The sequence below is a fragment of the Enterococcus sp. DIV1420a genome (genome assembly GCF_051712165.1).
Lineage (GTDB): Bacteria > Bacillota > Bacilli > Lactobacillales > Enterococcaceae > Enterococcus > Enterococcus faecalis.
On the sequence record NZ_JBIOOI010000001.1, the window covers coordinates 986,047 to 1,009,730 of the forward strand.

A 23,684-nucleotide genomic window follows, 5' to 3' on the forward strand; every position below is an offset into this window, starting at 1 on the left:
AATTTTCTATAGGTATTTCTGCAAGAATGCCCTTTTTCAAGGGTCAGGAACAATAGATAACCGTGTGAAGAGAACAAACAACCTTTCTTTTATTATAGAAAAATTATCGGAGGAGCCAAGATGAAGAATAATTGGATTATCATTTTAGTACTAGTAATCGTTATTATTGCTGCGGTGCTATACTTAATTGGTTATTTTATGCGCAAAAAAAATCAAGAACAATTAGATGAATTAGAAGTTCGTAAAGAAGCCCTGTTTGACTTGCCAGTCTTTGAAGAAATCGATGACATTAAAAAAATGCATCTAGTTGGACAGAGTCAAAATAGTTTCCGTGAATGGAATCAACGCTGGGTAGAACTATCGACGCGTTCTTTCGCCGAACTAGAGAGTCAAATTTATGAAGTCGAAAATCAAAATGAAATTTTCCGTTTCATGAAAGCGAAGAAAGCAGTCGTGGAAGCGAATGAAACGATGACCGAAATGGAAGCCGAAGTGGAAGTCATTCGTAATGGCTTGAAAGAATTACGTGAAAGTGAAGAGCGCAATTCATTAGAAGTTCAAAAAGCTTTGGATGTCTATGAAGAATTAAGTAAATCACTAAAAGATGATAAAGCTAGCTTTGGTCCAGCTTACTCCGAAATCCAAAAACAATTAAGAAACGTCGAAATTGAATTCACACAATTTGTCACACTAAATACATCGGGGGACCCAATCGAGGCTCGAGAAGTCCTAGAAGATGCGGAACGTCATACGTATGAATTGGAAGACTTAATGAAACGGATTCCACCAATGTATGAAGAATTAAATGAAACTTTCCCAGATCAATTAAAAGAAATCGAAGAAGGCTACAACCAATTATTAGCTGACGATTATGTGTTCCCTGAACAAAACTTTGCTGAAGAAATTCAACATGCGAAAAAACGTGTCGAGAATTCAATGGCTGATTTAGAGAAAACAGAGATTGCTGCAGTAGAGGTCGCAAATCGCGACACAGCAACGGCGATTGATGCATTATATGAAGTGATGGAACGTGAAATTGAAGCGAAGAAATATGTCGTAACCAATCAAAAAATTATTGACGATTATATTTCTCATTCCTTAAAAAATAACCGTCAATTAATGATTGAATTGGACCATGTATCACAAAGCTATACCTTAAACAACAACGAGCTAGGACGTAGTCGTGGTTTCCAAACGGAAATTGAAGAAATTATCCGCCGTCAAAAAGAATTGGAACCTCGAATGAAAGAACATACCGTTCCTTACTCTGAAATTCAAGCGTTCTATAAAGAATGCTATAAGATTTTAGATGATATTGAAAATCAACAATTAGAAATTGATGCTTCATTGAAAGAACTAAGAAAAGGCGAAAAAGTCGCCCAAGAAAAAGTCGACGAATACGAATTCCGTTTACGGAGTATCAAGCGGTATGTTGAAAAGCAACGATTACCAGGTTTGTCTGCTGATTACTTAGAATTTTTCTATGTGGCAACGGATCGAATTGAAGATTTAAGCCGAGCCTTAAATAAAATGCGCATTAACATGGATGAAATCAATCGTTTGTGTGACTTATGCGAAGATGATTTAGAGTTATTAGATAAGAAAACAAAAGATTTAGTCAATGCAGCAGCTCTGACAGAACAAATGATGCAATATGCAAACCGCTATCGTCATACTCACGAGAACATCCGAGCGGCTTTAGATAAAAGCATGTATTTATTCTCGACAGAATTCCGTTATCAAGATGCATTAGATGAAATTGGAACGGCATTGGAAGCTGTTGAGCCAGGGGCGTTCAAACGAATCGAAGATTTTTATTTTAAAAATATCAATAACCCTAATTTAACAGCAATTTAATTAAACAATCACTAAACAGAGGTTTGTCGACAGACAAGCCTCTGTTTTTATGGCGTGGTGGTGACTTGAAGTGATACTTTAGAAAGTATATAATGGGAAAGAATTTTAAAAAAGAAGGGTGACAAATGATTTATTTTGATAATAGTGCAACTACACCGATTTACCCCCAGGCTTTAGATACATATGTAAAAACCAGTCAGCGGATTATTGGCAATCCGTCTAGTCTGCATGACTTAGGCAGCCAAGCGAATCGGCTCTTACAACAAGCACGGAAGCAGATTGCGGAGCTAATCAATGTTTCAGCAAATGAAATCTATTTTACAAGTGGCGGAACTGAAGGAGATAACTGGGTTTTAAAAGGAACGGCAATCGAAAAACGAGAATTTGGTAATCATATTATTATTTCTGCAGTGGAACATCCAGCAGTTACAGAAACAGCGGAACAATTAGTCGAACTAGGTTTTGAACTTTCTTATGCGCCAGTGGATAAAGAAGGTCGTGTAAAAGTCGAGGAACTACAGAAATTAATTAGAAAAGAAACGATTTTGGTTTCTGTTATGGCAGTGAACAATGAAGTGGGAACGATTCAACCAATTAAAGAAATCAGCGAGGTTTTAGCGGAGTTTCCTAAAATTCATTTTCATGTAGACGCGGTTCAAGCAATTGGGAAAGTTAATTACTCAGAGTGGTTAACGGATCGGGTGGATTTTGCAACGTTTTCTGCACATAAATTTCATGGACCACGAGGCATTGGTTTTATGTATTGGAAACAAGGGAAACGTTTAGCGCCGCTTTTAACAGGAGGTGGGCAAGAAAACAACCAACGCAGTGGGACAGAAAACGTACCAGCAATTGTGGCAATGGCCAAAGCGTTACGCTTGCATTTAGAGAACGAACAACAACGGCCGCAACATGTGGCGACATTACGGAGTTATTTATTAAAGGCGCTAGAAGAATTTCAAAATGTGACTGTTTTTTCACAAGATAATGAACATTTTGCGCCACACATTTTATGTTTTGCTTTGAAAGGGATTCGTGGCGAAGTGCTGGTCCATGCATTGGAAGAAAAACAGATTTATATTTCGACCACGAGTGCTTGTTCTAGCCGAAAAAAAATGGCTAGCAGCACCTTGTATGCCATGCATGTGCCTGGGGAATTGGCGACCTCCGCTGTGCGCATTAGTTTAGATGAAAGCAATACAATGGCAGAAATTGAACAGTTTATGATTGTTTTCAACCAACTTTATCAAAAATTTTCTCGTGTAAATTAATAAAAAAATAAGTCGGAGCCTAGAAATAGGCTCCGACTTATTTTTGCTCTCTTTATCGATTGAAGCGGTAGCCACTTCCCCAGAGTGTTTCAATTGGAGAGTCAGAAAGATTGGCTTTTTTTAATTTTTCCCGAATCCGTTTAATGTGAACAACGACAGTCGAAACCTCAGTATCTAAGGCATCAAACCCCCAGACACTTTCAAAAAGTTCTTCTTTATTCCACACACGGTTAGGATGTTCCATCAAGAAAACCAGCAATTTGTATTCTTTGCTTGTAAAAATAACTTCATTTTCTAAAACAAACACTTTGTGGGCGGCAGTGTCGACAGCGATTTCATTGATTTTTAGTAATTGTGGTGGTTGTTCTGCGTTGCTTAACAATTGATAACGGTTCATATGGGCTTTTGCTCGAGCGACTAATTCATTGGGACTAAACGGCTTGATTATATAATCATCCGCACCTAAGCCAAGCCCACGAATTTTATCAATATCTTCTTTTTTAGCCGAAACAATCATGATCGGCGTTTGCTTTTTTTTCCGAATTGCACGACAGATTTCAAAACCATCCATAGTTGGCAGCATCACATCTAAAATAATTAAATCAAAGGGCTCATTTAAAGCTGCTTCCAATCCTTTTTTTCCATCATGTTCAATTGTGACAGTCATATCGTTAATTTCTAAATAATCTTTTTGCAAATCAGCAATGCTTGGATCATCTTCAATAATTAATACATGTGGTTTCATTTTTCATCCTCCAACAACGGCAGCGTAATTATCACGTTGGTGCCGTCTCCTTTTTTACTTGTGACAGTGATTGTTCCCTGATGATAGTCAATAATTTGTTTGACAATACTTAATCCCAAGCCGCTTCCTTTAACTGTTGGGGTTCGAGATTTGTCTACACGATAGAAGCGTTCGAATAAATAAGGTAATTCTTTTTTATCGATACCAATGCCGTTATCTGTAATGGTTAAAACTAAGTCTGTTTGATTATGCGTTAAAGAAATCGTAAAGGCTAGTTGTTCTTTAGTGGGATCCGCAAATTTAATGCTATTTTGAATTAGATTGGTAATCACGCGATTCATCTGCGTGGGATCCATTTGAACGTATAAAGCTTCGGTGGGAAGTACAGAAGTGATCACGAGTTCTTGTTCCAAACGGTATTCTTCAAGAATATGTGCAATAAAACGAGTGAAATTGGTCTTTTCCATTGTAAAGACAGCACGATCTAGGTCTAATTTAGAATACAAAAATAATTCTTCAATTAAATCATTGAGGCCTAAACTTTTTTCATGAATGACCGTTAAATAGCGCTGTTTTTTTTCTTCAGTATTGGCAACGCCATCCATCAAACCTTCAACGTAACCAATAATAGAAGTAATTGGTGTTTTTAAGTCATGAGAAATATTTGCAATTAATTCTTTCCGATTAGCTTCATATTTTTCGCGTTCCGCATTGGCTTCTTCTAAATCTTGCCACATTTGTTCAAAACTAAGTTGGAGCTGTTTGACTTCTGTTGAGACGGTTTGGTGGCTAGTTGGTGTAAATGGATTTTCTTTTTGGGCATCCTTACCCAATGTTTTAGTCGCTTTTTCTAATGCTTCTAATGGCTCGATAGTAGTTTTGGTTAAGCGCTTATTAATGAGCCAAGCTGCCGCAATTGCTACAAGGATAATTAACAAAATCATCCAGATAATCCAGCGTGTGAAGAACTCAAAAAGGCTGCTTTCGCGTTTCAAGACAATAAAGCTCCCGTTAGAACCATCTAAATAATGAAAATCGGATTTGACATAATGATATAGACGCCCTGCATTATCCAGTGTGCCAGTTGGCATAATATTATTCATTTCGTAGTTTGGAATATGTACAGACAAAGATTTTTCTACTAAATTATCCGAATAATAAGGAAACCGTGCATTCTTTCGAATAATCACACTTAATCCTTTTGCCTCAATTGTTTGAATCGTTTCCTTTAATTCTTTACTTAAAGGCGTATCTAGTAATTTCGGTGACTTTTTTAACAATTGATCTAAGGCCAAATAACTTTCTTCTTCGTTAGCGGTCAATGGTCGTTGCTTATTCATCATTCGGTAAGCTTGGGGCAAACTGGGAACAGTCCCTAACGTGATGTAAGAAGCTAAGGATAAAACAGCTAAAACAGAGGCTAAAGTAATAATGATGGCACTAATATAAGAAATAAAAAAGCGGCGTTTAATGGTCAAAAGCGTCCCTCCTAGTGGTTTTAATCTATTTCTTACTTATAGTGTATTACAAGTGAACAAAAAAAAGCTAGTATTGTTATTAACTTTTTTTCATTTGTTTATAATTTGTTCATTTTTCGGCAAGTAGGAGTTTATAAGGCTTTGCTATTCTAAATATATCAAAAAGAAAAAGGGGATTACCAACCATGAAAAAGAAAAAAGTTTTTAGTGCGCTTACCTTATTAACCTTTAGTACGTTGTTGATTGCAGGCTGTGCTGGCGGAGCCAACTCTGCAACAGATAAATCAAGTGCAGCTAGCTCAAGCACTGCAGTCTCTAGTTCAGCAGAAGCAGCTAAAGAGCAATCAAAAGGACAAGAATTAACAGAAATTTTATCCAGTACTGATTGGCAAGGCACAAAAGTTTACGACAAAAATAATAATGATTTAACAGCAGAAAATGCTAATTTTATTGGTTTAGCAAAATATGATGGTGAAACAGGTTTTTATGAATTTTTCGACAAAGAAACAGGTGAAACCCGTGGCGATGAAGGCACATTCTTTGTGACAGACGATGGCGAAAAGCGTATCTTAATTTCGGATACACAAAACTATCAAGCGGTGGTTGATTTAACGGAAGTAACGAAAGATAAATTTACCTATAAGCGAATGGGTAAAGATAAAGACGGGAAAGATGTAGAAGTCTTTGTAGAACATATCCCTTATTCTGACGAGAAATTAACTTTTACGAATGGCCGTAAAGATTTAGAAACAGAAACTGGCAAGATTGTTACCAGTGAACCTGGGGATGACATTTTAGGGGCTACATTATGGAATGGCACGAAAGTTTTAGATGAAGACGGTAACGATGTTACTGAAGCAAATAAAATGTTTATTAGTTTAGCGAAATTTGATAATAAAACAAGTAAATATGAATTCTTTGATTTAGAAACGGGTAAAACCCGTGGAGATTTTGGTTACTTCCAAGTAATTGATAATAACAAAATCCGGGCCCACGTTTCAATTGGTGACAATAAATATGGAGCTGCGTTAGAATTAACAGAATTAAATGATAAACGTTTTACGTATACACGAATGGGTAAAGACAACAATGGCAAAGAAATTAAAGTCTTTGTAGAACATGAACCATATGAAGGAGACTTTACGCCAGACTTCACGTTCTAATTAGTCAATCACGAGTGGATGAAGCGGTCAAAAGGAAGTAAAGGATTCTTTTGACCGCTTCATTTTTAACAAAAAAATAGTTTATAGTTGTTTTTAATCGTTTATAAATTGTTCATTTTTCTGACCGTGGTAGTTTAGAATTGTTTGTTAAGATAGGTTTATCAAAGAAAAGGAGCGATGCTTTATGAAAAAGAAAGTATTAAGTTCGATTACTTTAGTAACATTAAGTACGTTACTTATAGCAGGTTATGCAAGTCCAGCATTTGCAGGTCATGCAGCCAATCCAAATAGTGCTACAGCAAATTTAGGCAAACATCAAAACAATGGCCAAACAAGAGGCGACAAGGCGACTAAGATTTTATCTGGCACGGACTGGCAAGGAACCCGTGTTTATGATACTGCTGGTAATGATTTAACGGCAGAAAATGCTAATTTTATTGGTTTAGCAAAATATGATGGTGAACCCGGTTTTTACGAGTTTTTCGACAAAAATACTGGGGAAACCCGTGGTGACGAAGGAACATTTTTTGTGACAGGTGATGGCACAAAACGAATTTTAATTTCGCGAACACAAAATTATCAAGCCGTAGTGGATTTAACCGAAGTGAGTAAAGACAAATTTACTTACAAGCGTTTAGGGAAAGATAAACTGGGGAATGATGTTGAAGTTTACGTGGAACACATCCCTTATCACGGGAAAAAATTAGCTTTTACAAATGGACGTGAAGCATTAACCAATCAAACTGGCAAAATTGTGACAAATAAATCAGGGGATAAAATTTTAGGAACAACCTTGTGGAATGGCACAAAAGTCGTAGATAAAAACGGTAATGATGTGACAGCGGCCAATCAAAATTTCATTAGTTTAGCGAAATTTGATCCAAACACAAGTAAATATGAATTTTTCAATTTACAAACGGGTGAAACCCGCGGCGACTTTGGGTACTTCCAAGTGGTGGACAATAACAAGATTCGGGCCCATGTATCTATTGGTACGAATCGTTACGGCGCGGCGCTAGAATTAACGGAACTAAACAATGATCGATTTACGTATACTCGAATGGGTAAAGATAATGCTGGGAATGATATTCAAGTGTTCGTGGAACATGAACCTTACCAAGGCACATATCACCCAGCCTTTACTTTCTAAAAGTCTCTTGTCTTCTCTCTTATTTAACAAAAGAACGTCCCCCAACGTTCTTTTGTTTTCTCTTCTTCTATAAATAAATTGTTATTAGTTATAATTAAATATTATTATTAAGATAATTATAATGATTATTATTTAATAATTTGTTCATATTATGGACAGGTGGAGTTAATAACTACTTGCTATCCTTAAATTATCAAAAGGAAAGGGAGTAGTCGTTTATGAAGAAAAAAATCGTTGGTACAATTACGTTGTTGGCTTTAAGTGCGTTATTAGTTGGTGGAGCAGGAGGGGCTTTGACGGCAGAAGCATACGTTCCTCAAAGCGTAGACAATCCCAATAATTTAGGGGATTTACCTGAGTATTTACGTTCAGTTGGTATTAGACAAGATGAAGGATTATCAGAAAAAGATTGGGCTGGAACACGCGTTTATGATCGAAACGGGAATGACTTAACAGATGAAAATCAAAACCTATTACATGCAATCAAATTTGATGCAACCACTAGTTTCTATGAATTTTTTGATAAAGAGACTGGAGAATCAACAGGAGATGAAGGAACCTTCTTTATGACCGCTGGTATTACAGATGTTTCCCGTCTTGTAATTATTTCTGAAACCAAAAATTATCAAGGTGTATACCCACTTAGAACTTTATACCAAGATACTTTTACGTATAGACAGATGGGGAAAGATAAAAACGGAAATGATATTGAAGTTTTCGTAGAAAACAAAGCAACCTCAGGACCAGTTTATGGTCGTCCGCAGCCATACCCCAATAATCGTCCCAGAACACTAGAATTCACGAATGGACGCCGTGCCATGACAGAACAAACAGGCCAGATTGATGTAAATCGACAAGGGGATGAAATTATTGGTAAAACTTCCTTTGATGGGACACCGCAACTTCTTTGGAATGGCACAAAAGTAGTGGATAAAGATGGCAATGACGTAACTTCGGCCAACCAAAACTTTATCAGCTTAGCGAAATTTGACCAAGACAGCAGCAAATATGAATTTTTCAATTTACAAACTGGTGAAACTCGTGGCGACTATGGCTACTTTAAAGTAGGAAATCAAAATAAATTCCGTGCCCATGTTTCCATTGGAACCAATCGCTATGGCGCTGTCTTAGAGTTAACAGAATTGAATGATAATCGTTTTACGTACACACGAATGGGTAAAGATAACGAAGGAAACGATATCCAAGTCTATGTGGAACATGAACCATACCAAGGAACTTTTAATCCTGAATTTACCTTTTAAGAACAAAACATACGAATGGAAACCAAAAAAAGTTTCGACTTCTTTTGGTTTCTCTCTTTTTAAAATAGAAAAACAGAGAAAGCGTTTTAATCGACAAATAAAAAAAGATTCGTTAGATTAGAACCACTGGAGAAAAATCTCATATTTCTCTCGAGGAAAGGAAGTTGAGCACAATGAACAAAAAAATTTTAATGGGGCTATTAAGTGTCGTGACCATTCCATTACTTGCTGCGTGTCAAGGAGGAGAAACACCCTCCGCAGCGTCAAAAAATAGTCAAACGGTGACTACTCAAAGTAGTGCAAAAACTGAAAGCACCAGTACAACCCGTTCGGTGGCTCAAACAACATCAAAAGAGGAAGTGAAAGAACCGATGAAGACCTATGAAGTGGGTGCGCTTTTAGAAGCAGCCAATCAACGAGATACGAAGAAGGTCAAGGAAATTTTACAAGATACTACTTATCAAGTGGATGAAGTCGACACAGAAGGCAACACACCGCTCAATATCGCTGTTCACAATAATGACATTGAGATTGCAAAAGCGTTGATTGATCGGGGTGCCGATATTAATCTGCAAAATAGCATTAGTGATAGTCCCTATCTTTATGCGGGAGCGCAAGGACGTACGGAGATTTTAGCGTATATGTTAAAACATGCGACCCCAGATTTAAATAAGCATAATCGTTACGGTGGCAATGCGTTAATTCCGGCAGCTGAAAAAGGACATATTGACAATGTGAAGCTCTTGTTAGAAGATGGACGAGAAGACATAGATTTCCAAAATGACTTTGGCTATACAGCATTGATTGAGGCAGTGGGGTTACGTGAAGGGAACCAACTTTACCAAGATATTGTAAAATTGTTAATGGAAAATGGTGCGGATCAATCCATTAAAGACAATTCTGGTCGAACAGCAATGGACTATGCCAATCAAAAAGGTTATACGGAAATTAGTAAAATTTTAGCACAGTACAACTAAGTATTGTGTCCTTTCGGGAAGGAATAAATACAGGTAGGAGTGAAGGAAAGCATGAATTATTGGTTAAAAAATGTTCGAATTGAAACAGGGTATCAAAAAGAAGGTGACTGGTTATCTGGGACAGTAACCAAAGAAGTGGCAATTGAAGTAACAGATGGAGTATTTACAAAAATCATCCCCAATGAAGAATTGGTAGAAGAATCTGGGATGACAATTATTGATGGTCACCATCAATTGATTTTAACAGGTTTGATTGAAAAACATTGTCACTTTGATAAAAGTAAACTAGGTGTTCCGTGGTATCCGGTGACGCCAGCGAAGTCAATTGTGGAACGTGTCGAAGCAGAAATCCCTTATTTAGATAGTTTAGAACTTTCTTTAACAGAACGCGCCAACCATTTAATTGACTTAGAATTACCACATGGCGCGACAGCCTTCAGAACACATGTCGACGTGGAACCGATGACAGACTTACGTTATTTTGATGAAGTCCAAGCATTGGCCCAAACGAAACCATTTGCGGTAGAAATTGTCGTCTTTCCACAGCACGGCTTACTACGTTCAGATTCCGTTGAATTAGTTGATCAAGCATTGGCAAAAGGCGCCGATTTTATTGGTGGCGTGGATCCTTATTCACTAGATGGTGATTACAAAAAATCATTGGCTGAAACATTCCGCTTAGCAGATAAACATGGTGTCGGTGTGGATATTCATTTACATGACCGTCACGAAGCTGGGACAACAACGATTAAAGAAATTATCCGTTTAACGAAAGAATATGGCCTACAAGACAAAGTATTTATCAGCCATGCCTTCGGGTTAAATGATTTCATTGGTGAAGAACGTGCCGAAGTTTATGATGCTTTAGCAGCAGAAAAAATTCATATTAATTCCAGCGTGCCAATCACACCTAATACGATTCCGCCAATTATGGAATTGTTACGTCATGGAGTCAATGTCCATCTTGGTTGTGACAATATCTACGATTGCTGGTCTCCCTATGGTGATGGTTCATTACAAGAAAAATTGGCTCGTTTAGGTGAACTTTTTAATGTGAAAGATCAAGATGCTTTAACCCAATTATTGGGCTTAGTGACAGATGGTGTCACAACTTTAGACGAACAAGGGCAAGCAAATTGGCCGCAAGTTGGTGCTGAAGCAACTTACTTACTCACTGAAGCAGAATGTGCGGCGGCTTTTGTCGCTCGTCAGATACCGGTGGAAATCAGTGTGGTAAAAGGAACCACACTTTATCAAAAATAAAAAAAGAAGCGAGATTTCTCGCTTCTTTTTTTGTTATGCTTATTGCTTCTTCAACCAGCTATCCAATTGCTCAAATAAAGTGATGACCGAAGGATCTTTGGTTTGTTTTAAAAAATCATGTTCTAAATAGTAAACCGCTTTAAAGGTACTCTCAGGAATGGTCCGTCCGATTTTTTTGCTATAGCGGAACGGCACTTCTTCGTCTGAGCTACTAGCTGTACTGAAACAAGGGGGAAACGTTTTTAATGTTTCGTCTGACAGTGCGTAAGCAGACCAGTCCCCATTTTCTGGTAATCCGTAAAAGTGCGGCAATAGCGCTTGCTGAATACTGTAATGATACAGCAGATAGCGAGAAAGAAAAGGATCATCCCAAACAGGCTTTGTTTGGTCGATGGTAGCTATTTCTTTAGCGGAAATGGCTTGCTTTAATAATTTTCGTGGCTCTTTAATAAATTCTAAATCTGTATAGCCGTAAAAATTGACTAAAAATTGTGGCGTCAAATTTAGTGTTTGTAATTGTTTGGTTAACTGTAACATTAAATAACCGCCAGCGGAACGCCCGCACAAACCAAATGGCTGGTTTTGAATAATCTCTTCGTTTAACAATTGGAAGGTTTCTGTTAGCGTCCCTAAGATGTGATCGATTTTTGTATTTGGAGCCAACAAATAGTCCAGCGCTAAAACGGTATAGCCATTGCTTGTAAACAGCTCCTTCAGTTCTTCTGGTAAATCACTTTTGGTTCCATAAATCATCCCGCCACCGTGTAAATAGACGACATAGTTCGTTGGTTCAGTCGTAGTGGGGTAGATAGTAACTCTTGCGCCATTAGCGAGTGTTTGATTGTTTTTCAAGTGCACGTCTCCTCATCTTTATAATGTATGTGGCAATTTCATAATTTAACAATTGCAAGGGATTGGCTAAGTCAATATCAAGAAGTTGTTCCACTTTGTTTAAACGATAACGAATCGTTTTTGAATGAAGGAACATCGCTTCAGAGGTCTGTTTATAGTTGCGATTATTTTGGAAAAAACTGTACAAAGTTTCAAATAAATCGTAGTTGTTTTCGGCTAATTGATAAAGTGCGCGAGGAATTAATTCGTCTAAATTTTCCAATTGGTCTTCGCGGATAAAATTTTTAAATACCCCGATATCGGCTAAGGTGACAATTGGTCCGTTATAAAAAGTTTCATTAAAGCGCAGAATGTCCAGGCATTCAATCAGTAGCTCTTTAATCCCTTCTCGTGATTTTAAACTGCTGACGGCAACGGTAAGCGTGTCGTTTTCTTCTAAAAGTTCAGCTAATAAACGACTTAATTGCAGCTTTGTAATTTTTCCATCACTTTCATTGAAGTTAAAAAGGACCGCCGAATAATTTAGCTGATCGAAGAAGATGGATTTCACACGCAGGGTACGAAGTAAGGCAATAATTCGTTCTTTCATGAGTTGTGTATTGGTGTCTTTGGTAGAAAAAGCAATCGCTTGGTAAGAATCTAGCTCTTGCATTTGCACTTCACGAAGCAAACTGTTTAGCTCGTCAGGATTTTGCGGTGTATTTTGTAAAATAGCATCCGCTAAGTTGTTCAAACGAGTATACCGTTCTTTTTTTAACAAATTTTCGGTATTGAATTTTTCTTGTAAGACATCAATCGCATTTTCGATAATCACTAAATCCGTTTCTTTAACCTTTTCATCTTGTAAATAAACCAGAAGTAAACAATTAGTGGAATAACTATTGAAAATAGAAACTTCTAGTGCCAACTGTTTTTTGGGGTTGGCATGAGAGTAAAGTGTTAAAAGAGAGTAATCGTTTTTAGTGAATTCACTGTTTTTTAGTTTTTCTCTTGAGAGCACAATCGCATCATGGGGTAAGTCGCCATCGCTAATTTCCAGATGTTTATCCAACATTTTTAAAGCGAAGGGTAATTTAATGATGTCATAAAATTCTTGCATAATCGTCTCAACAGTTGGGTAGTGGCGCTCTAATTTGGTGAAACGTTGGCGCACATCGTAATACGTACGTAAGACATGCGACTGATAATTCAACAAAGGCTCGTAAATCGTAAATAGAATTTTTTCATAGCTAATGTCTTGTGTGATTTTAATTAAAGGAATTTCATAATTGAAACATAATTCGATAAACCACTCTGGAATCATTTTAATGAATCGATCTGTTTTCAAAATTAAGCCGCTGATGCCAATTCGGCGCATCTTTACGAAAAAATTTTCCAACTCTTTTTCGGGTAGATCATGCAATGCGTAGAAAGAAGTCAAAATTAACTGATTCTTTCTACTCCAGTTCTCGATATCAATCGCTTCTAAGACCATTGCCGAGTCAACTTCATTGTCTAAACCAATCTCTTTCGTCAAAATTTTACCTTTTTTTAAGTCACCTATCGATAATAACTCTCTTAATTTCATCGTTTTCTCCTTTTTTCCTCTTATGGATAAAAATTATACCATTTTTTTAGAATTATGTCCGATGAAAACACTTTCTCGTTTCGATACAATAGCATTGTAAGGAATAGATAGGAGGATGAACAATGTTACACACAGTAATTTTGAAAAACAATTACCAAGACTCCATCAACTTAATGTTATTGACCAATAAAATCAATGCATTAGATGGTGTAACCATGAGTCAAATCATGATGGGAACAGATGCCAACAAAGACATCCTTAACAACACGAACTTGTTAACGGATGAGGCCAATAGTGCATCTGCAAACGACATGATGATTGTGGTTGACAGTGAAAAAGAAAACATCATGGAAGAAGTTATGCCAGCGATTGATGAATTCTTAGATGATTTATCAGCAAAGGGAACTAGTGAAGAAGCACAAGCAGCGACTTCTTGGTCAGAAGCGTTTGATCTTTTACCAGAGGCGAATGTAGCGCTATTCAGTATTCCTGGTGAATATGGTGCACCAGAAATGGAACGTGCCTTAAAAAATGATTTACACGTGTTCTCTTTCACGGATAATGTGTCAATTGAAGATGAAGTACGTTTGAAAAAATTAGCGCATGAAAAAGGCTTACTAATGATGGGGCCTGACTGTGGAACTGGTATTATCTCAAGTATTCCAATCGCCTTTACAAATGTTGTTTCTCCAGGAAACATTGGCGTTGTTGGTGCTTCAGGAACAGGGATTCAAGAAGTTACAACGATTATTGACCGCTTAGGTGGCGGAGTTGTTCACGCCATTGGTACTGGTGGTCGTGACCTAAGCGACAAAGTAGGCGCTATCACAGTGAAAGATGCTATTGTGGCCTTAGAAAATCACGAACCAACCGATGTGATTACAGTCATCTCTAAACCACCTGCAAAAGAAGTTCGTGATGAAGTGGTTGAATTATTACAAAGTATTTCAAAACCAGTCGTTGCGATTTTCTTAGGAGAAAAACCAACAAGTCACGAAGGCAAAGTTTATCTAGCTCATACATTAGAAGAAACAGCTAAAATTGCTGTTGATTTAGCAAATGATGTGGCCGTGAAGAAAAATTACTTTGAAGCATTAGCAAAACCAGCTGTACCAACATTACCAGAAGATAAAGTTGTAAAAGGCTTATATTCAGGTGGTACATTGGCTTCTGAAGCAGGTATGTTAATTTCAGAAGCTTTAGATCTTGGCGGTTTAGTGAAAGCAGAAGGTTATGTCTTGAAATCTCACGGTTATGAAGTCATTGACTTAGGCGATGATATGTATACACAAGGTCGTCCGCACCCAATGATTGACCCAGATGTTCGTATCGAAAAAATTCGTGAATACGCACAAGATGAAAAAACGGGGATTATCTTATTCGATGTGGTGTTAGGCTATGGTGCTCATGAAGACATGGTTGGTGCATTGTTACCAGCAATTGAAGAAGCGCGTGCCACAGCCAAAGAAGCAGGACGTGATCTTTACTTTGTTGCAACTGTTTGTGGGACGACGAAAGATCCGCAAAATTACCAATCGTCTGTTGATCGTTTGAAAGAAGGCGGCGTTTTAGTAGCAGAAAGCAATGCTAAAGCTGTTCAATTAGCTCTATTGCTAAAAGGAATCGAAATTTCAGAAGACGATAAAGAAGTGGTTGCTTACAACGGACCAACTGTCGATGTACCAAAACCAGGCGAAAAAGTAATGGAACTATTAACAACCAAACCAAGAATTATTAACGTTGGGTTGCAAAGCTTTACAGAATCAATCGTTGATTACGGTGGCGAAACAGTTCAATTTAACTGGCGTCCACGTGCTAACGGCAATAAAAAAATGATTAAAATTTTGGATGCTTTGGAAGATTACAGTGAACAAATCGAAGCTGAAAATCACAAAGTAACAGACAAAATTAAAAATGCACAACCATTCTTAGTAGATGTGGTACCTGCGAAATCAGTGATTCCAGAATTAAATGATGACGCACAAAAAACATTACTTCATGCTGGACCACCAATCCAATGGTCTGAAATGACTGGACCAATGAAAGGTGCTTGTATCGGAGCTGCATTATTCGAACGTTGGGCAGACAATGAAGAAGATGCTTTGAAGATTTTTGAAGCTGGCGAAGTACGTTTCATTCCTTGTCACCATGTAAAAGCAGTAGGACCAATGGGCGGTATTACTTCTGGTAATATGCCAGTCTTTGTTGTGGAAAATCGCTTAGAAGGTAACGAAGCATACTGTATCTTGAATGAAGGTATCGGTAAAGTATTGCGTTTTGGTGCTTATTCACAAGAAGTGGTTGATCGTTTAGATTGGATTAAAGATGTTTTAGGACCAACTATTGCGAAAGCCTTGAAACTTTCTGAAGAAGGCTTGAACTTAAACGTATTGATTGCGCGCTCTATTACAATGGGTGACGAGTTCCACCAAAGAAATATTGCCGCATCATTGAACTTCTTAAAAGAATTGTCTCCATTAATTATCAAAACAGATATTCCAGAAGATCAAAAATACGAAGTAATCAAATTCTTAGCTGACACAGATCAATTCTTCTTAAATGTCATGATGGCAACTGGAAAAGCAATTGTTGATGGTGCCCGTAAAGATACCAACGGAACGATTGTCACAACGATGACTCGTAACGGCGTGAACTTTGGGGTCCGGATTGCAGAAACAGGCGATCAATGGCATACCGCACCAGTAAATACACCAAAAGGTCTTTACTTCACTGGTTTCAGCGAAGAAGACGGAAATCCTGATGTCGGGGATAGTGCAATTACTGAAACAGTAGGCGTTGGAGCAATGGCTATGGTAGCTGCACCTGGCGTAACACGGTTTGTTGGTGCAGGTGGCTTTGAAGATGCGTTAGCAACCTCAAATGAAATGGCAAAAATCTGTGAAGGACACAACCCAACATTCTCAATTCCAACTTGGGATTTCCAAGGAACTTGTTTAGGAATTGATATCCGTAAAGTGGTGGAATTAGGAATTACACCAATCATCAATACAGGGATTGCACACAAAAATGCCGGTGTTGGTCAAATTGGTGCAGGGACAGTTAGAGCACCTCTAGGCTGTTTTGAAAAAGCCCTAGAAGCGTATGCTGAGAAACTAGGCATTACGGTTGAATAACCAACTAGTCATTAGTGACTACATTTTTCCTATCCACCAATATGGCAAGATGGGAACCATTCACAGTGTTTTTGAACGTTCATTTAATCTGAAAGTCCAGGATCAATTAATCAATGTTGCAAACTTCCATAATTATTTATCAAGCTTTGGTATGTTTTTGCCAGATCAATTGTTTCAAGAAATCTTTCCGTATGTACAACAAGGTAATAAAGTCAAAATCACAGAAAATCAGTTGACCTTTTACAGTACAGTCGGCGTGAAAACGATCCAACTCACACCTGCCGAGGTCGTTTCTTTAAACATTACTCATTTCAAGTTAGAAAAAGACCAATTACGCTTGTTGCGAGACCGCTTATTAGCGAGAAACTTAGAACGTAGAATTGGCCTGCCTTTAGACGAACGAGCAAAGCATATTTTCAAAAAAATGAGCCAAAAACAAAAAGTTTGGACACTATCGGAATGGCAAGAAGTAACGAATTATCTGATTGGTCGGGGCAAAGGGTTAACCCCGAGTGGTGATGACATTTTAGTGGCGTATCAAACAATTCTGTTCATACTTGCTGATGAAAGAGCTGCGGCGTTAGCCGCTACTCTTTCGGCAGCAAATTTATCCACAACAGATGTTAGTAAAGGCTATATTGCAAGCTCGGCTAAAGGATATGTAAATTCATTGTTGTATCAGTTACTCTTGGATTTGGAGAACCATCGGGATAATAGAGTTGACGAAAATATTGACAGAATTATACAAATCGGACATTCCTCTGGTAAAGATATGTCATTTGGAATGTTACTAGCTTTACAATCTGTAGAGTTAGATGAGAAGTGAGGAGAAGACATGGAGAATAGTAAAAAAAATCAAGCAGTGCAAGTGAGCAATAGTTACTGGATTAAAGTCGTAGCCATTTTCTTCGTAGGCTGGATTTTAATGTACGCAACACGAACTATTTTTAATCCAGTGATGGGGGTCATTGGAGAACAATTTGGTCTAAGTAACACACAACTTGGTTTAGCCAATAGTATCTTCTTTCTAACCTATGCTGTTGCACAGATTCCTTTTGGGATGATTGGCGATAAAATTGGGCGGAAATTAGTCATTGCTGTTGGGTTTATCGTTCTTGCTATTTCTACTTATTTTAGTGGATTAGCGACAACCTTTGTTATGTTTTTAGTCATTCGTGCAATTGCTGGTATTGGTCAAGGAGCTTACTATGGCCCGCAATATGCGCTATCGACAGAAGCGATTCCAGCAAGTAAACGGACCATCGGTAATGCCATCATCAATAGTGGGATGGCCTTCGGTACATCAGGTGGGTACCTACTTTCAAGTAAGTTGGTTTTAGAAAATGGTGAACATTGGAGCAAACCATTCTTTATCATGGCGATTCCAACGTTTATCGTAGGAATTCTTTTCTATACAATTTTGAAAGAAAAAGTGATTCGTCCTGGTGAAGAAGCTGCACGAGCAGCTGCTGAAGAAGGACCACAAGAAAAGATCTCATTAAAAGAAATTTTCTCAAATCGTAATTTATTAGCCGCATTTATTTTATGTTTCACAAGTATTTATGCAAACTTTGTCATTATTACTTGGTTGCCACAATTTTTAATTGCTGAACGTGGCTTTACAGGAGCGAGCGTTGGTTTCATTTCATCACTTGTACCATGGGCCTCTATTCCAGGAGCCTTAATCTTCGCTCGTTTGAATGATAAAACAGGTGCGACGAAAAAATTAGTCTTTACATTAGTACCTTTAGCAATCCTATCTGTCTTTGCGATTGCTTTTGTAACAAATCGGACATTGTTAATTTCTGTTTTAATTCTTTATGGGTTAACAGGGAAATTAGCGTTAGATCCAATTATGGTGACTTTTGTTACCAAACATGCACCAAAAGCGGCCTTAGGAACAACGTTAAGTGCCTATAATTTTATCGGGATGTCAGGGTCAATCCTAGCACCGTATGTCACAGGATATTTAGCAGATACAGCAGGCTCAATGCAAGTTGGCTTCTATCTTTCTTGTGTACTATTAGTTATTGGTTTACTAGCTTTTGCTTTCTTAGCTAAAGATGAGAGTAAACCGAAATTAGGTTAATTATCCCTTCGATAATGACTGAAACAATCAAAATGAGCAAGACAAAATCTTTCATTTCGTAAACAAATTATTTCTTATCCGTCGATACTGAAAAGATTTTGTCTTTGCTTTACTAAAAAGGAGCGAATCAATCAATGAGTTTAAACGTAATTGCCCTAGGTGGGAATGCTATTTTAGATACGGATCCAACAGATGAAGGCCAAAAAGCCGTCGTTAATCACGCGGCCAAATATATTGCAGAATTTGTTGCTAAAGGGGAACAAGTCATTGTCTGTCACGGAAACGGACCACAAGTAGGGAATTTGCTTTTACAACAAAAAGCAGGCGAAAGTGAAAAAAATCCAGCGTTGAAATTGGATACTTGTGTTGCGATGACACAAGGAAGCATCGGTTACTGGTTACAAAATGCTTTAACTAATGAGTTTGAAAAACGTAACATTGCTAAACCAGTTATCTCTGTAGTTACGCAAGTGCGTGTGGACAAAGAAGATCCTTCGTTTAAAAAACCATCCAAACCAATTGGTCCATTCTATACAAAAGAAGAAGCTGACGCGGAAGCAGCCAAAGATGGCTCTACGTATGTGGAAGATGCTGGCCGTGGCTACCGAAAAGTTGTTCCATCACCAATGCCTAAAGAAATTGTTGAAAAAGAGGCGGTTCGTGCTTTAGTAGAGGCGGACGTTTTAACTATCTGTTCTGGTGGCGGGGGCATTCCGGTCGTAGCAGAAGACGGACAATACGTAGGCGTGGAAGCGGTTAACGACAAAGATTTCTCTGCACGTGTTTTAGCTGAAAACGTTGATGCAGACCGTTTGATTATTTTGACAGGCGTTGATAACATCTACATTAATTACAATCAACCAGATCAAAAAGCATTAGAACAAATCAGTGTAGCCGAAGCAGAAGAATACATTAAAGAAGGTCACTTTGCTGCTGGTAGTATGCTACCAAAAATCGAAGCTGCCTTAGACTTCGTAAAAGGTGATGACAAACGGAAAGCAATCATTACTTCTATCGAAAACTTAGAAAACATCGATAAAGAAGCAGGAACTGTGATCAGTCAAAAGGGGTAGTTTACCATGAAAAAACCGTCCATGATCACCCAAATTGCAATTGCTGTTGTCGTAGGAATCCTCGTAGGACTCTTGATTCCTGCTAGCGGCAATTACTTGAAAATAGTTGGAGATGTCTTTTTGCGACTGATGCAAATGGCTATTCCTATCTTGATCTTAGGGCAAATTGTCCAAGCAGTTGGCAGTATTAATCCAAAAGAATTAACGAGCCTTGGGGGTAGAACAATCGCTGTTTTCGGGATTTCCTCCTTAGCTGCCGCTTTATGGGGCGTCCTAATGGCAGTCATTTTTAATCCAGGATATGGTGTTAAAATGACTGGCTTCCAAGATGCTTCTATTAAAGCGCAAGAAATCTCAATTACTGATACGATTTTAAATTTCGTTCCGAAAAATATTTTTGATTCACTGACTCAAGGATCGATTATTCAAATTATTGTCTTTGCATTATTTTTTGGTTTAGCACTGAATAAATACTTACAAAGCCATCCAGAGACACAACTCTTCCAAATAATTGTGGACTTTAATGAAGTTATCATTACAGTCATTCGATACGTCATGTATCTAGCACCTCTGGGGATTTTTGCTTTAATTGCTTCAACAATTAGTCACTTAGGCCTTCAAATTATTTTACCGTTAGTGAAGTATCTATTGGTCTATGGATTAGGCACTATTTTATTTTTGGGCATCTGGATTTTGGTTATCACATTGTACTGTAAAGTAAGTCCACTACGTTTAATTACAAACATGAAAAATATGTCTGTGATGGCCTTGGCGACAACTTCTTCAGCAATTACTTTACCAGTAGCTTTGGAAGAAACAGAAACAAAATTAGGTTTAAGTAAGCGAATTACTAACTTAGTGTTGCCGTTAGGTATGTCATTAAACAGTAACGGTTCAGCGATGCATATGGCTTTTACTGTAATGACTATCGCTCAGATGTATCAGCTAGATTTTGATATTACGAAAATGATTTACTTAGCAATTACAGCAACGTTTGTCTCACTAGCAAACGCAGTTGTTCCCGGTGCGGGCTTAGTCTCACTGGCAGTGATTGTTCCGCAAATGGGTTTACCCATTGAGAGTATTGCAATTTTTGCAGGCGTCGAATGGTTTGTTGGCATGTTACGAACAATTTTAAATGTCAATTCAGATGTTTACTCTGCTATTCTAGTTGCAAAATCAGTGGATGAAATTGACTATACTGTCTTTAACAGTAGCAATAAGTAGTGAAAAAAGGGGAGGAAATGCAAGGACGAAGAAGAAAATCACTTGTTTTCTTTCCCTTTTTTAAGATTAATGATAAAGGAGCAAGCGCAATGGAAGAAATGGTTGTCGTTACACCGGAAAAATTAGAAAAGCTGATGAAGCAAAAATTAGAAGCTGCTGGTTTACATTCTGAACATGCCGAAGAAGTTGCTCAACATTTAACTTTTGCAGATGCTAGCGGTATTCATTCACACGGGGCGGTTCGTATGGATTATTATGCGGAACGGATTGCAAAAGGCGGGATCACGATTGACCCCGAATTATCATTTGAAAAAACTGGACCGTCCACTGCCATTTTTCATGGCGATAATGGCGTGGGTCAATTTGTTTGTAACGAAGCATTAGCTGCTGCAGTTGACCTAGCCAAAGATTCAGGGTTAGCATATGTTGGCGTTTCTCAAACGAGTCATAGCGGGACGTTATCGTATTATGTTAAAAAAGCAGCGGAACAAGGCATGGTTGCTCTTTCGATGTGTCAATCTGATCCAATGGTGGTACCGTTTGGTGGTACAAGCAATTATTTTGGGACAAATCCAATCGCTTTTGCAGCACCTAGAGCAGGTCATGAACCAGTCGTGTTTGATATGGCTACGACAGTACAGGCGTGGGGGAAAATTTTAGATGCACGTTCAAGAGATGTTGAAATTCCCGACACATGGGCAGTAGACGAAAAAGGCCAGCCAACGACTGATCCTTATGAAGTACGAGGTTTATTGCCGATTTCAGGACCAAAAGGATATGGACTAATGATGATGGTCGATGTCTTAGCTGGTTCGTTGTTAGGCTTACCTTTTGGCAAACATGTCAGCTCCATGTATGCGGATTTAACGGAGAAACGGAATCTGGGTCAGATGTTTTTAGTCATTGATCCAAGCCGCTTTACAGATTCTGAACGATTTAAAGAAAATATTAATCAAATGGTGGAAGAACTTCATAGTGTGCCTACAGCAGAAGGGTTCCAACAAGTTTACTATCCAGGAGAAATTGGTCAGCTAAACTATCAAAAAGCCATGTCAGAAGGCATTGAAATTCCACAAAGTATTTATGATTATTTAGTTAGTGAGATTGTACATTACGATAAATATGGCGGGCAAGGTGCCTTTGCCAAATAATGAGGAGCGCAGAGAGTATTCGCTACTGCGTTGCTCTCGCCTTCTTTCTATTGGAGGAAAGTAAAATGAAAAAATCGTCAAAAGTAGCACTTATTTTTGCATTCTTAGTTAGTATTTTTGTGCCAGTTGCGGCCTTTGCTGATGAGATTGGGGATGTAGTTGCCCCGACAGGAATCATGGCATTAGTTGTGATTATTCCATTGATTGTTGTTTTGGTTCTATTGTTTATGAAAGTCGATATGATTATCGCTGGTTTAATTGGTGGCGTCTTAGCGATGCTGATTGGTGGCATTGGACTAGAAGAAGCGAATAAACAGATGTTGGAAGCTATCCCAATGATGTTAGGAATTACCGTTCCCATCATTAATTCAGCTGTTGCGATGGCGGTCTTTAAAGCAGGTAGTTATTCAGCTGCATTAACTTTAGCCAAACGAGGCACAAAAGGAAAAGTCGAGTATGTTTCAGCTTTTATTGTTATCTTATTAGCCGCAGCCACATATATGTCAGGAATTGGTGGCGGAAGTGCGATGGTTATTGCGCCATTGGCCTTTGCTGCAGTTGGCGTTGTTCCTGAATTAATTGCAGCAATGTCTTTAGCTGCTGCGGTATCATTTACAACATCACCCGCTTCATTAGAATCAAGTATTGTTTCAAAATTAGGCGATATCAGTGTCGGTTCATATGTTTCAACCATGCGACCTTACTGGTTATTCTTCGTAGCATTAGCGATTGTTTTAGCCTTTTGGGGAACGAAACATAGGAATGTTGGCTTTAAAGAGTCGGCAGATGATGAATTTGATAAAAAGAGCAATGGTGAATTATTTAAAATTACCTTGCCAGCCATTTTCTTATTGTTTGCTGTAATTTTTGGACCAATTGTGAATGATTTAATTGGTTTTGCCTTCTTTACGCCACTTGTATACATGATTTTAACATTAGTTTTAATTTTCTTATGTACAGATTTCTCAATGAACAAATCTGTCGAAGCGATGGTAGATGGGTCTACATATATTTTGACTCGTTTATTCCAAGTAGGGATTTTCTTAGCCTTTATTAATGTTATTGCACAAACAGGAACGTTTGCTGTAATCGCAGGTGTTGCTGAAAATGCACCAGCCTTTATTGTCGTGCCAGTTGCTATTTTAACAGGGATTTTAATTGGGATTCCAGCTGGGGCCTACGTAGGTTCTGTTTTAACTTTAGTGCTACCAGTTGCTGTATCGTTGAACTTCCCGCCGTTAGCATTAGGTTTTGTAGCAATGGGTGTTGGTTTAGGTAGTCAAATGAGTTTCGTTAATATTACTATGCAAGCTTTATCTTCAGGCTTCCAAATTCCAATTTTGGATGTTGTTAAAGGAAACCTGAAATGGTTAAGTATTGCCTCTGTACTATTATTAGTTATCGGTTTAATCTTTGGATAAAAAA

The 23,684-nt window shown here is 38.0% G+C and carries 18 protein-coding genes; 14 read left to right on the forward strand and 4 right to left on the reverse strand.

Going from position 1 to position 23,684, the window contains the following annotated elements:
* Window positions 1-120 precede the first annotated feature (120 nt).
* Together ezrA and IGI80_RS05045 are read left to right on the forward strand one after the other, a co-directional pair.
* The gene (ezrA, locus tag IGI80_RS05040) at window positions 121-1,857 is read left to right on the forward strand and encodes a septation ring formation regulator EzrA (protein WP_438722746.1); all 1,737 of its coding nucleotides are present in this window, start codon (window positions 121-123) and stop codon (window positions 1,855-1,857) included.
* Between the two features lie 125 nt (window positions 1,858-1,982).
* A complete protein-coding gene (locus tag IGI80_RS05045) occupies window positions 1,983-3,128 on the forward strand; it encodes a cysteine desulfurase family protein (protein WP_002358363.1) in 1,146 nt (381 codons plus the stop codon).
* Between the two features lie 52 nt (window positions 3,129-3,180).
* Here the strand turns inward: IGI80_RS05045 and IGI80_RS05050 are convergent, their stop codons facing one another.
* Window positions 3,181-3,873: a response regulator transcription factor gene (locus IGI80_RS05050; RefSeq protein ID WP_002358364.1), complete on the reverse strand. Its 693-nt coding sequence runs from the start codon at window positions 3,871-3,873 to the stop codon at window positions 3,181-3,183.
* The gene (locus tag IGI80_RS05055) at window positions 3,870-5,213 is read right to left on the reverse strand and encodes a sensor histidine kinase (RefSeq protein WP_002385380.1); all 1,344 of its coding nucleotides are present in this window, start codon (window positions 5,211-5,213) and stop codon (window positions 3,870-3,872) included. Before IGI80_RS05055 ends, IGI80_RS05050 begins: the two co-directional genes overlap by 4 nt.
* A gap of 323 nt (window positions 5,214-5,536) precedes the next feature.
* Here IGI80_RS05055 and IGI80_RS05060 point away from each other — a divergent pair, with 323 nt between their 5' ends.
* The 5 genes from IGI80_RS05060 to IGI80_RS05080 all read left to right on the forward strand — a co-directional run bounded on the left by IGI80_RS05060 (window position 5,537) and on the right by IGI80_RS05080 (window position 11,166).
* Window positions 5,537-6,514 carry a DUF4822 domain-containing protein gene (locus tag IGI80_RS05060; protein WP_002358366.1) on the forward strand — a complete coding sequence of 326 codons (978 nt, stop codon included), beginning with the start codon at window positions 5,537-5,539 and terminating at the stop codon, window positions 6,512-6,514.
* Window positions 6,515-6,698: 184 nt separating this feature from the next.
* Complete coding sequence (locus IGI80_RS05065) at window positions 6,699-7,664, forward strand: DUF4822 domain-containing protein (RefSeq protein ID WP_438722748.1); 966 nt, start codon at window positions 6,699-6,701, stop codon at window positions 7,662-7,664.
* Window positions 7,665-7,882: 218 nt separating this feature from the next.
* Window positions 7,883-8,926, forward strand: a complete 1,044-nt coding sequence (locus IGI80_RS05070; RefSeq protein WP_002387660.1) for a DUF4822 domain-containing protein — start codon at window positions 7,883-7,885, stop codon at window positions 8,924-8,926.
* 173 nt (window positions 8,927-9,099) lie between these two features.
* Window positions 9,100-9,903: an ankyrin repeat domain-containing protein gene (locus IGI80_RS05075; protein WP_002379049.1), complete on the forward strand. Its 804-nt coding sequence runs from the start codon at window positions 9,100-9,102 to the stop codon at window positions 9,901-9,903.
* Window positions 9,904-9,954: 51 nt separating this feature from the next.
* Window positions 9,955-11,166: an amidohydrolase family protein gene (locus IGI80_RS05080; protein ID WP_438722749.1), complete on the forward strand. Its 1,212-nt coding sequence runs from the start codon at window positions 9,955-9,957 to the stop codon at window positions 11,164-11,166.
* 39 nt (window positions 11,167-11,205) lie between these two features.
* Here IGI80_RS05080 and IGI80_RS05085 read toward each other — a convergent pair whose 3' ends face one another.
* Together IGI80_RS05085 and IGI80_RS05090 are read right to left on the reverse strand one after the other, a co-directional pair.
* On the reverse strand, window positions 11,206-12,018 hold the full coding sequence (locus IGI80_RS05085) for an alpha/beta hydrolase (RefSeq protein ID WP_002389610.1): 813 nt from the start codon (window positions 12,016-12,018) through the stop codon (window positions 11,206-11,208).
* Entirely contained in the window at window positions 11,993-13,585 is a 1,593-nt protein-coding gene (locus IGI80_RS05090; RefSeq protein ID WP_002355248.1) for a PucR family transcriptional regulator, read from the reverse strand. The genes IGI80_RS05085 and IGI80_RS05090 overlap by 26 nt, the downstream gene beginning before the upstream one ends.
* 122 nt (window positions 13,586-13,707) lie before the next feature.
* On the opposite strand from IGI80_RS05090, the gene fdrA reads away from it, so the two are divergent.
* The 7 genes from fdrA to IGI80_RS05125 all read left to right on the forward strand — a co-directional run bounded on the left by fdrA (window position 13,708) and on the right by IGI80_RS05125 (window position 23,680).
* Window positions 13,708-16,719: a DUF1116 domain-containing protein gene (gene fdrA, locus IGI80_RS05095; RefSeq protein ID WP_002355249.1), complete on the forward strand. Its 3,012-nt coding sequence runs from the start codon at window positions 13,708-13,710 to the stop codon at window positions 16,717-16,719.
* A complete protein-coding gene (locus IGI80_RS05100) occupies window positions 16,712-17,545 on the forward strand; it encodes a DUF2877 domain-containing protein (protein ID WP_002355250.1) in 834 nt (277 codons plus the stop codon). The genes fdrA and IGI80_RS05100 overlap by 8 nt, the downstream gene beginning before the upstream one ends.
* Before the next feature lie 9 nt (window positions 17,546-17,554).
* Window positions 17,555-18,808: an MFS transporter gene (locus IGI80_RS05105; RefSeq protein ID WP_002355251.1), complete on the forward strand. Its 1,254-nt coding sequence runs from the start codon at window positions 17,555-17,557 to the stop codon at window positions 18,806-18,808.
* Between the two features lie 134 nt (window positions 18,809-18,942).
* Window positions 18,943-19,881, forward strand: a complete 939-nt coding sequence (gene arcC / locus IGI80_RS05110; RefSeq protein ID WP_002355252.1) for a carbamate kinase — start codon at window positions 18,943-18,945, stop codon at window positions 19,879-19,881.
* A 6-nt stretch (window positions 19,882-19,887) separates the two neighbouring features.
* A complete protein-coding gene (locus tag IGI80_RS05115; RefSeq protein ID WP_002355253.1) occupies window positions 19,888-21,108 on the forward strand; it encodes a dicarboxylate/amino acid:cation symporter in 1,221 nt (406 codons plus the stop codon).
* An 89-nt stretch (window positions 21,109-21,197) separates the two neighbouring features.
* On the forward strand, window positions 21,198-22,259 hold the full coding sequence (allD, locus tag IGI80_RS05120) for an ureidoglycolate dehydrogenase (protein WP_438722750.1): 1,062 nt from the start codon (window positions 21,198-21,200) through the stop codon (window positions 22,257-22,259).
* Window positions 22,259-23,680 carry a citrate transporter gene (locus IGI80_RS05125; RefSeq protein ID WP_438722752.1) on the forward strand — a complete coding sequence of 474 codons (1,422 nt, stop codon included), beginning with the start codon at window positions 22,259-22,261 and terminating at the stop codon, window positions 23,678-23,680. Before allD ends, IGI80_RS05125 begins: the two co-directional genes overlap by 1 nt.
* The last annotated feature ends 4 nt before the right edge of the window (window positions 23,681-23,684 follow it).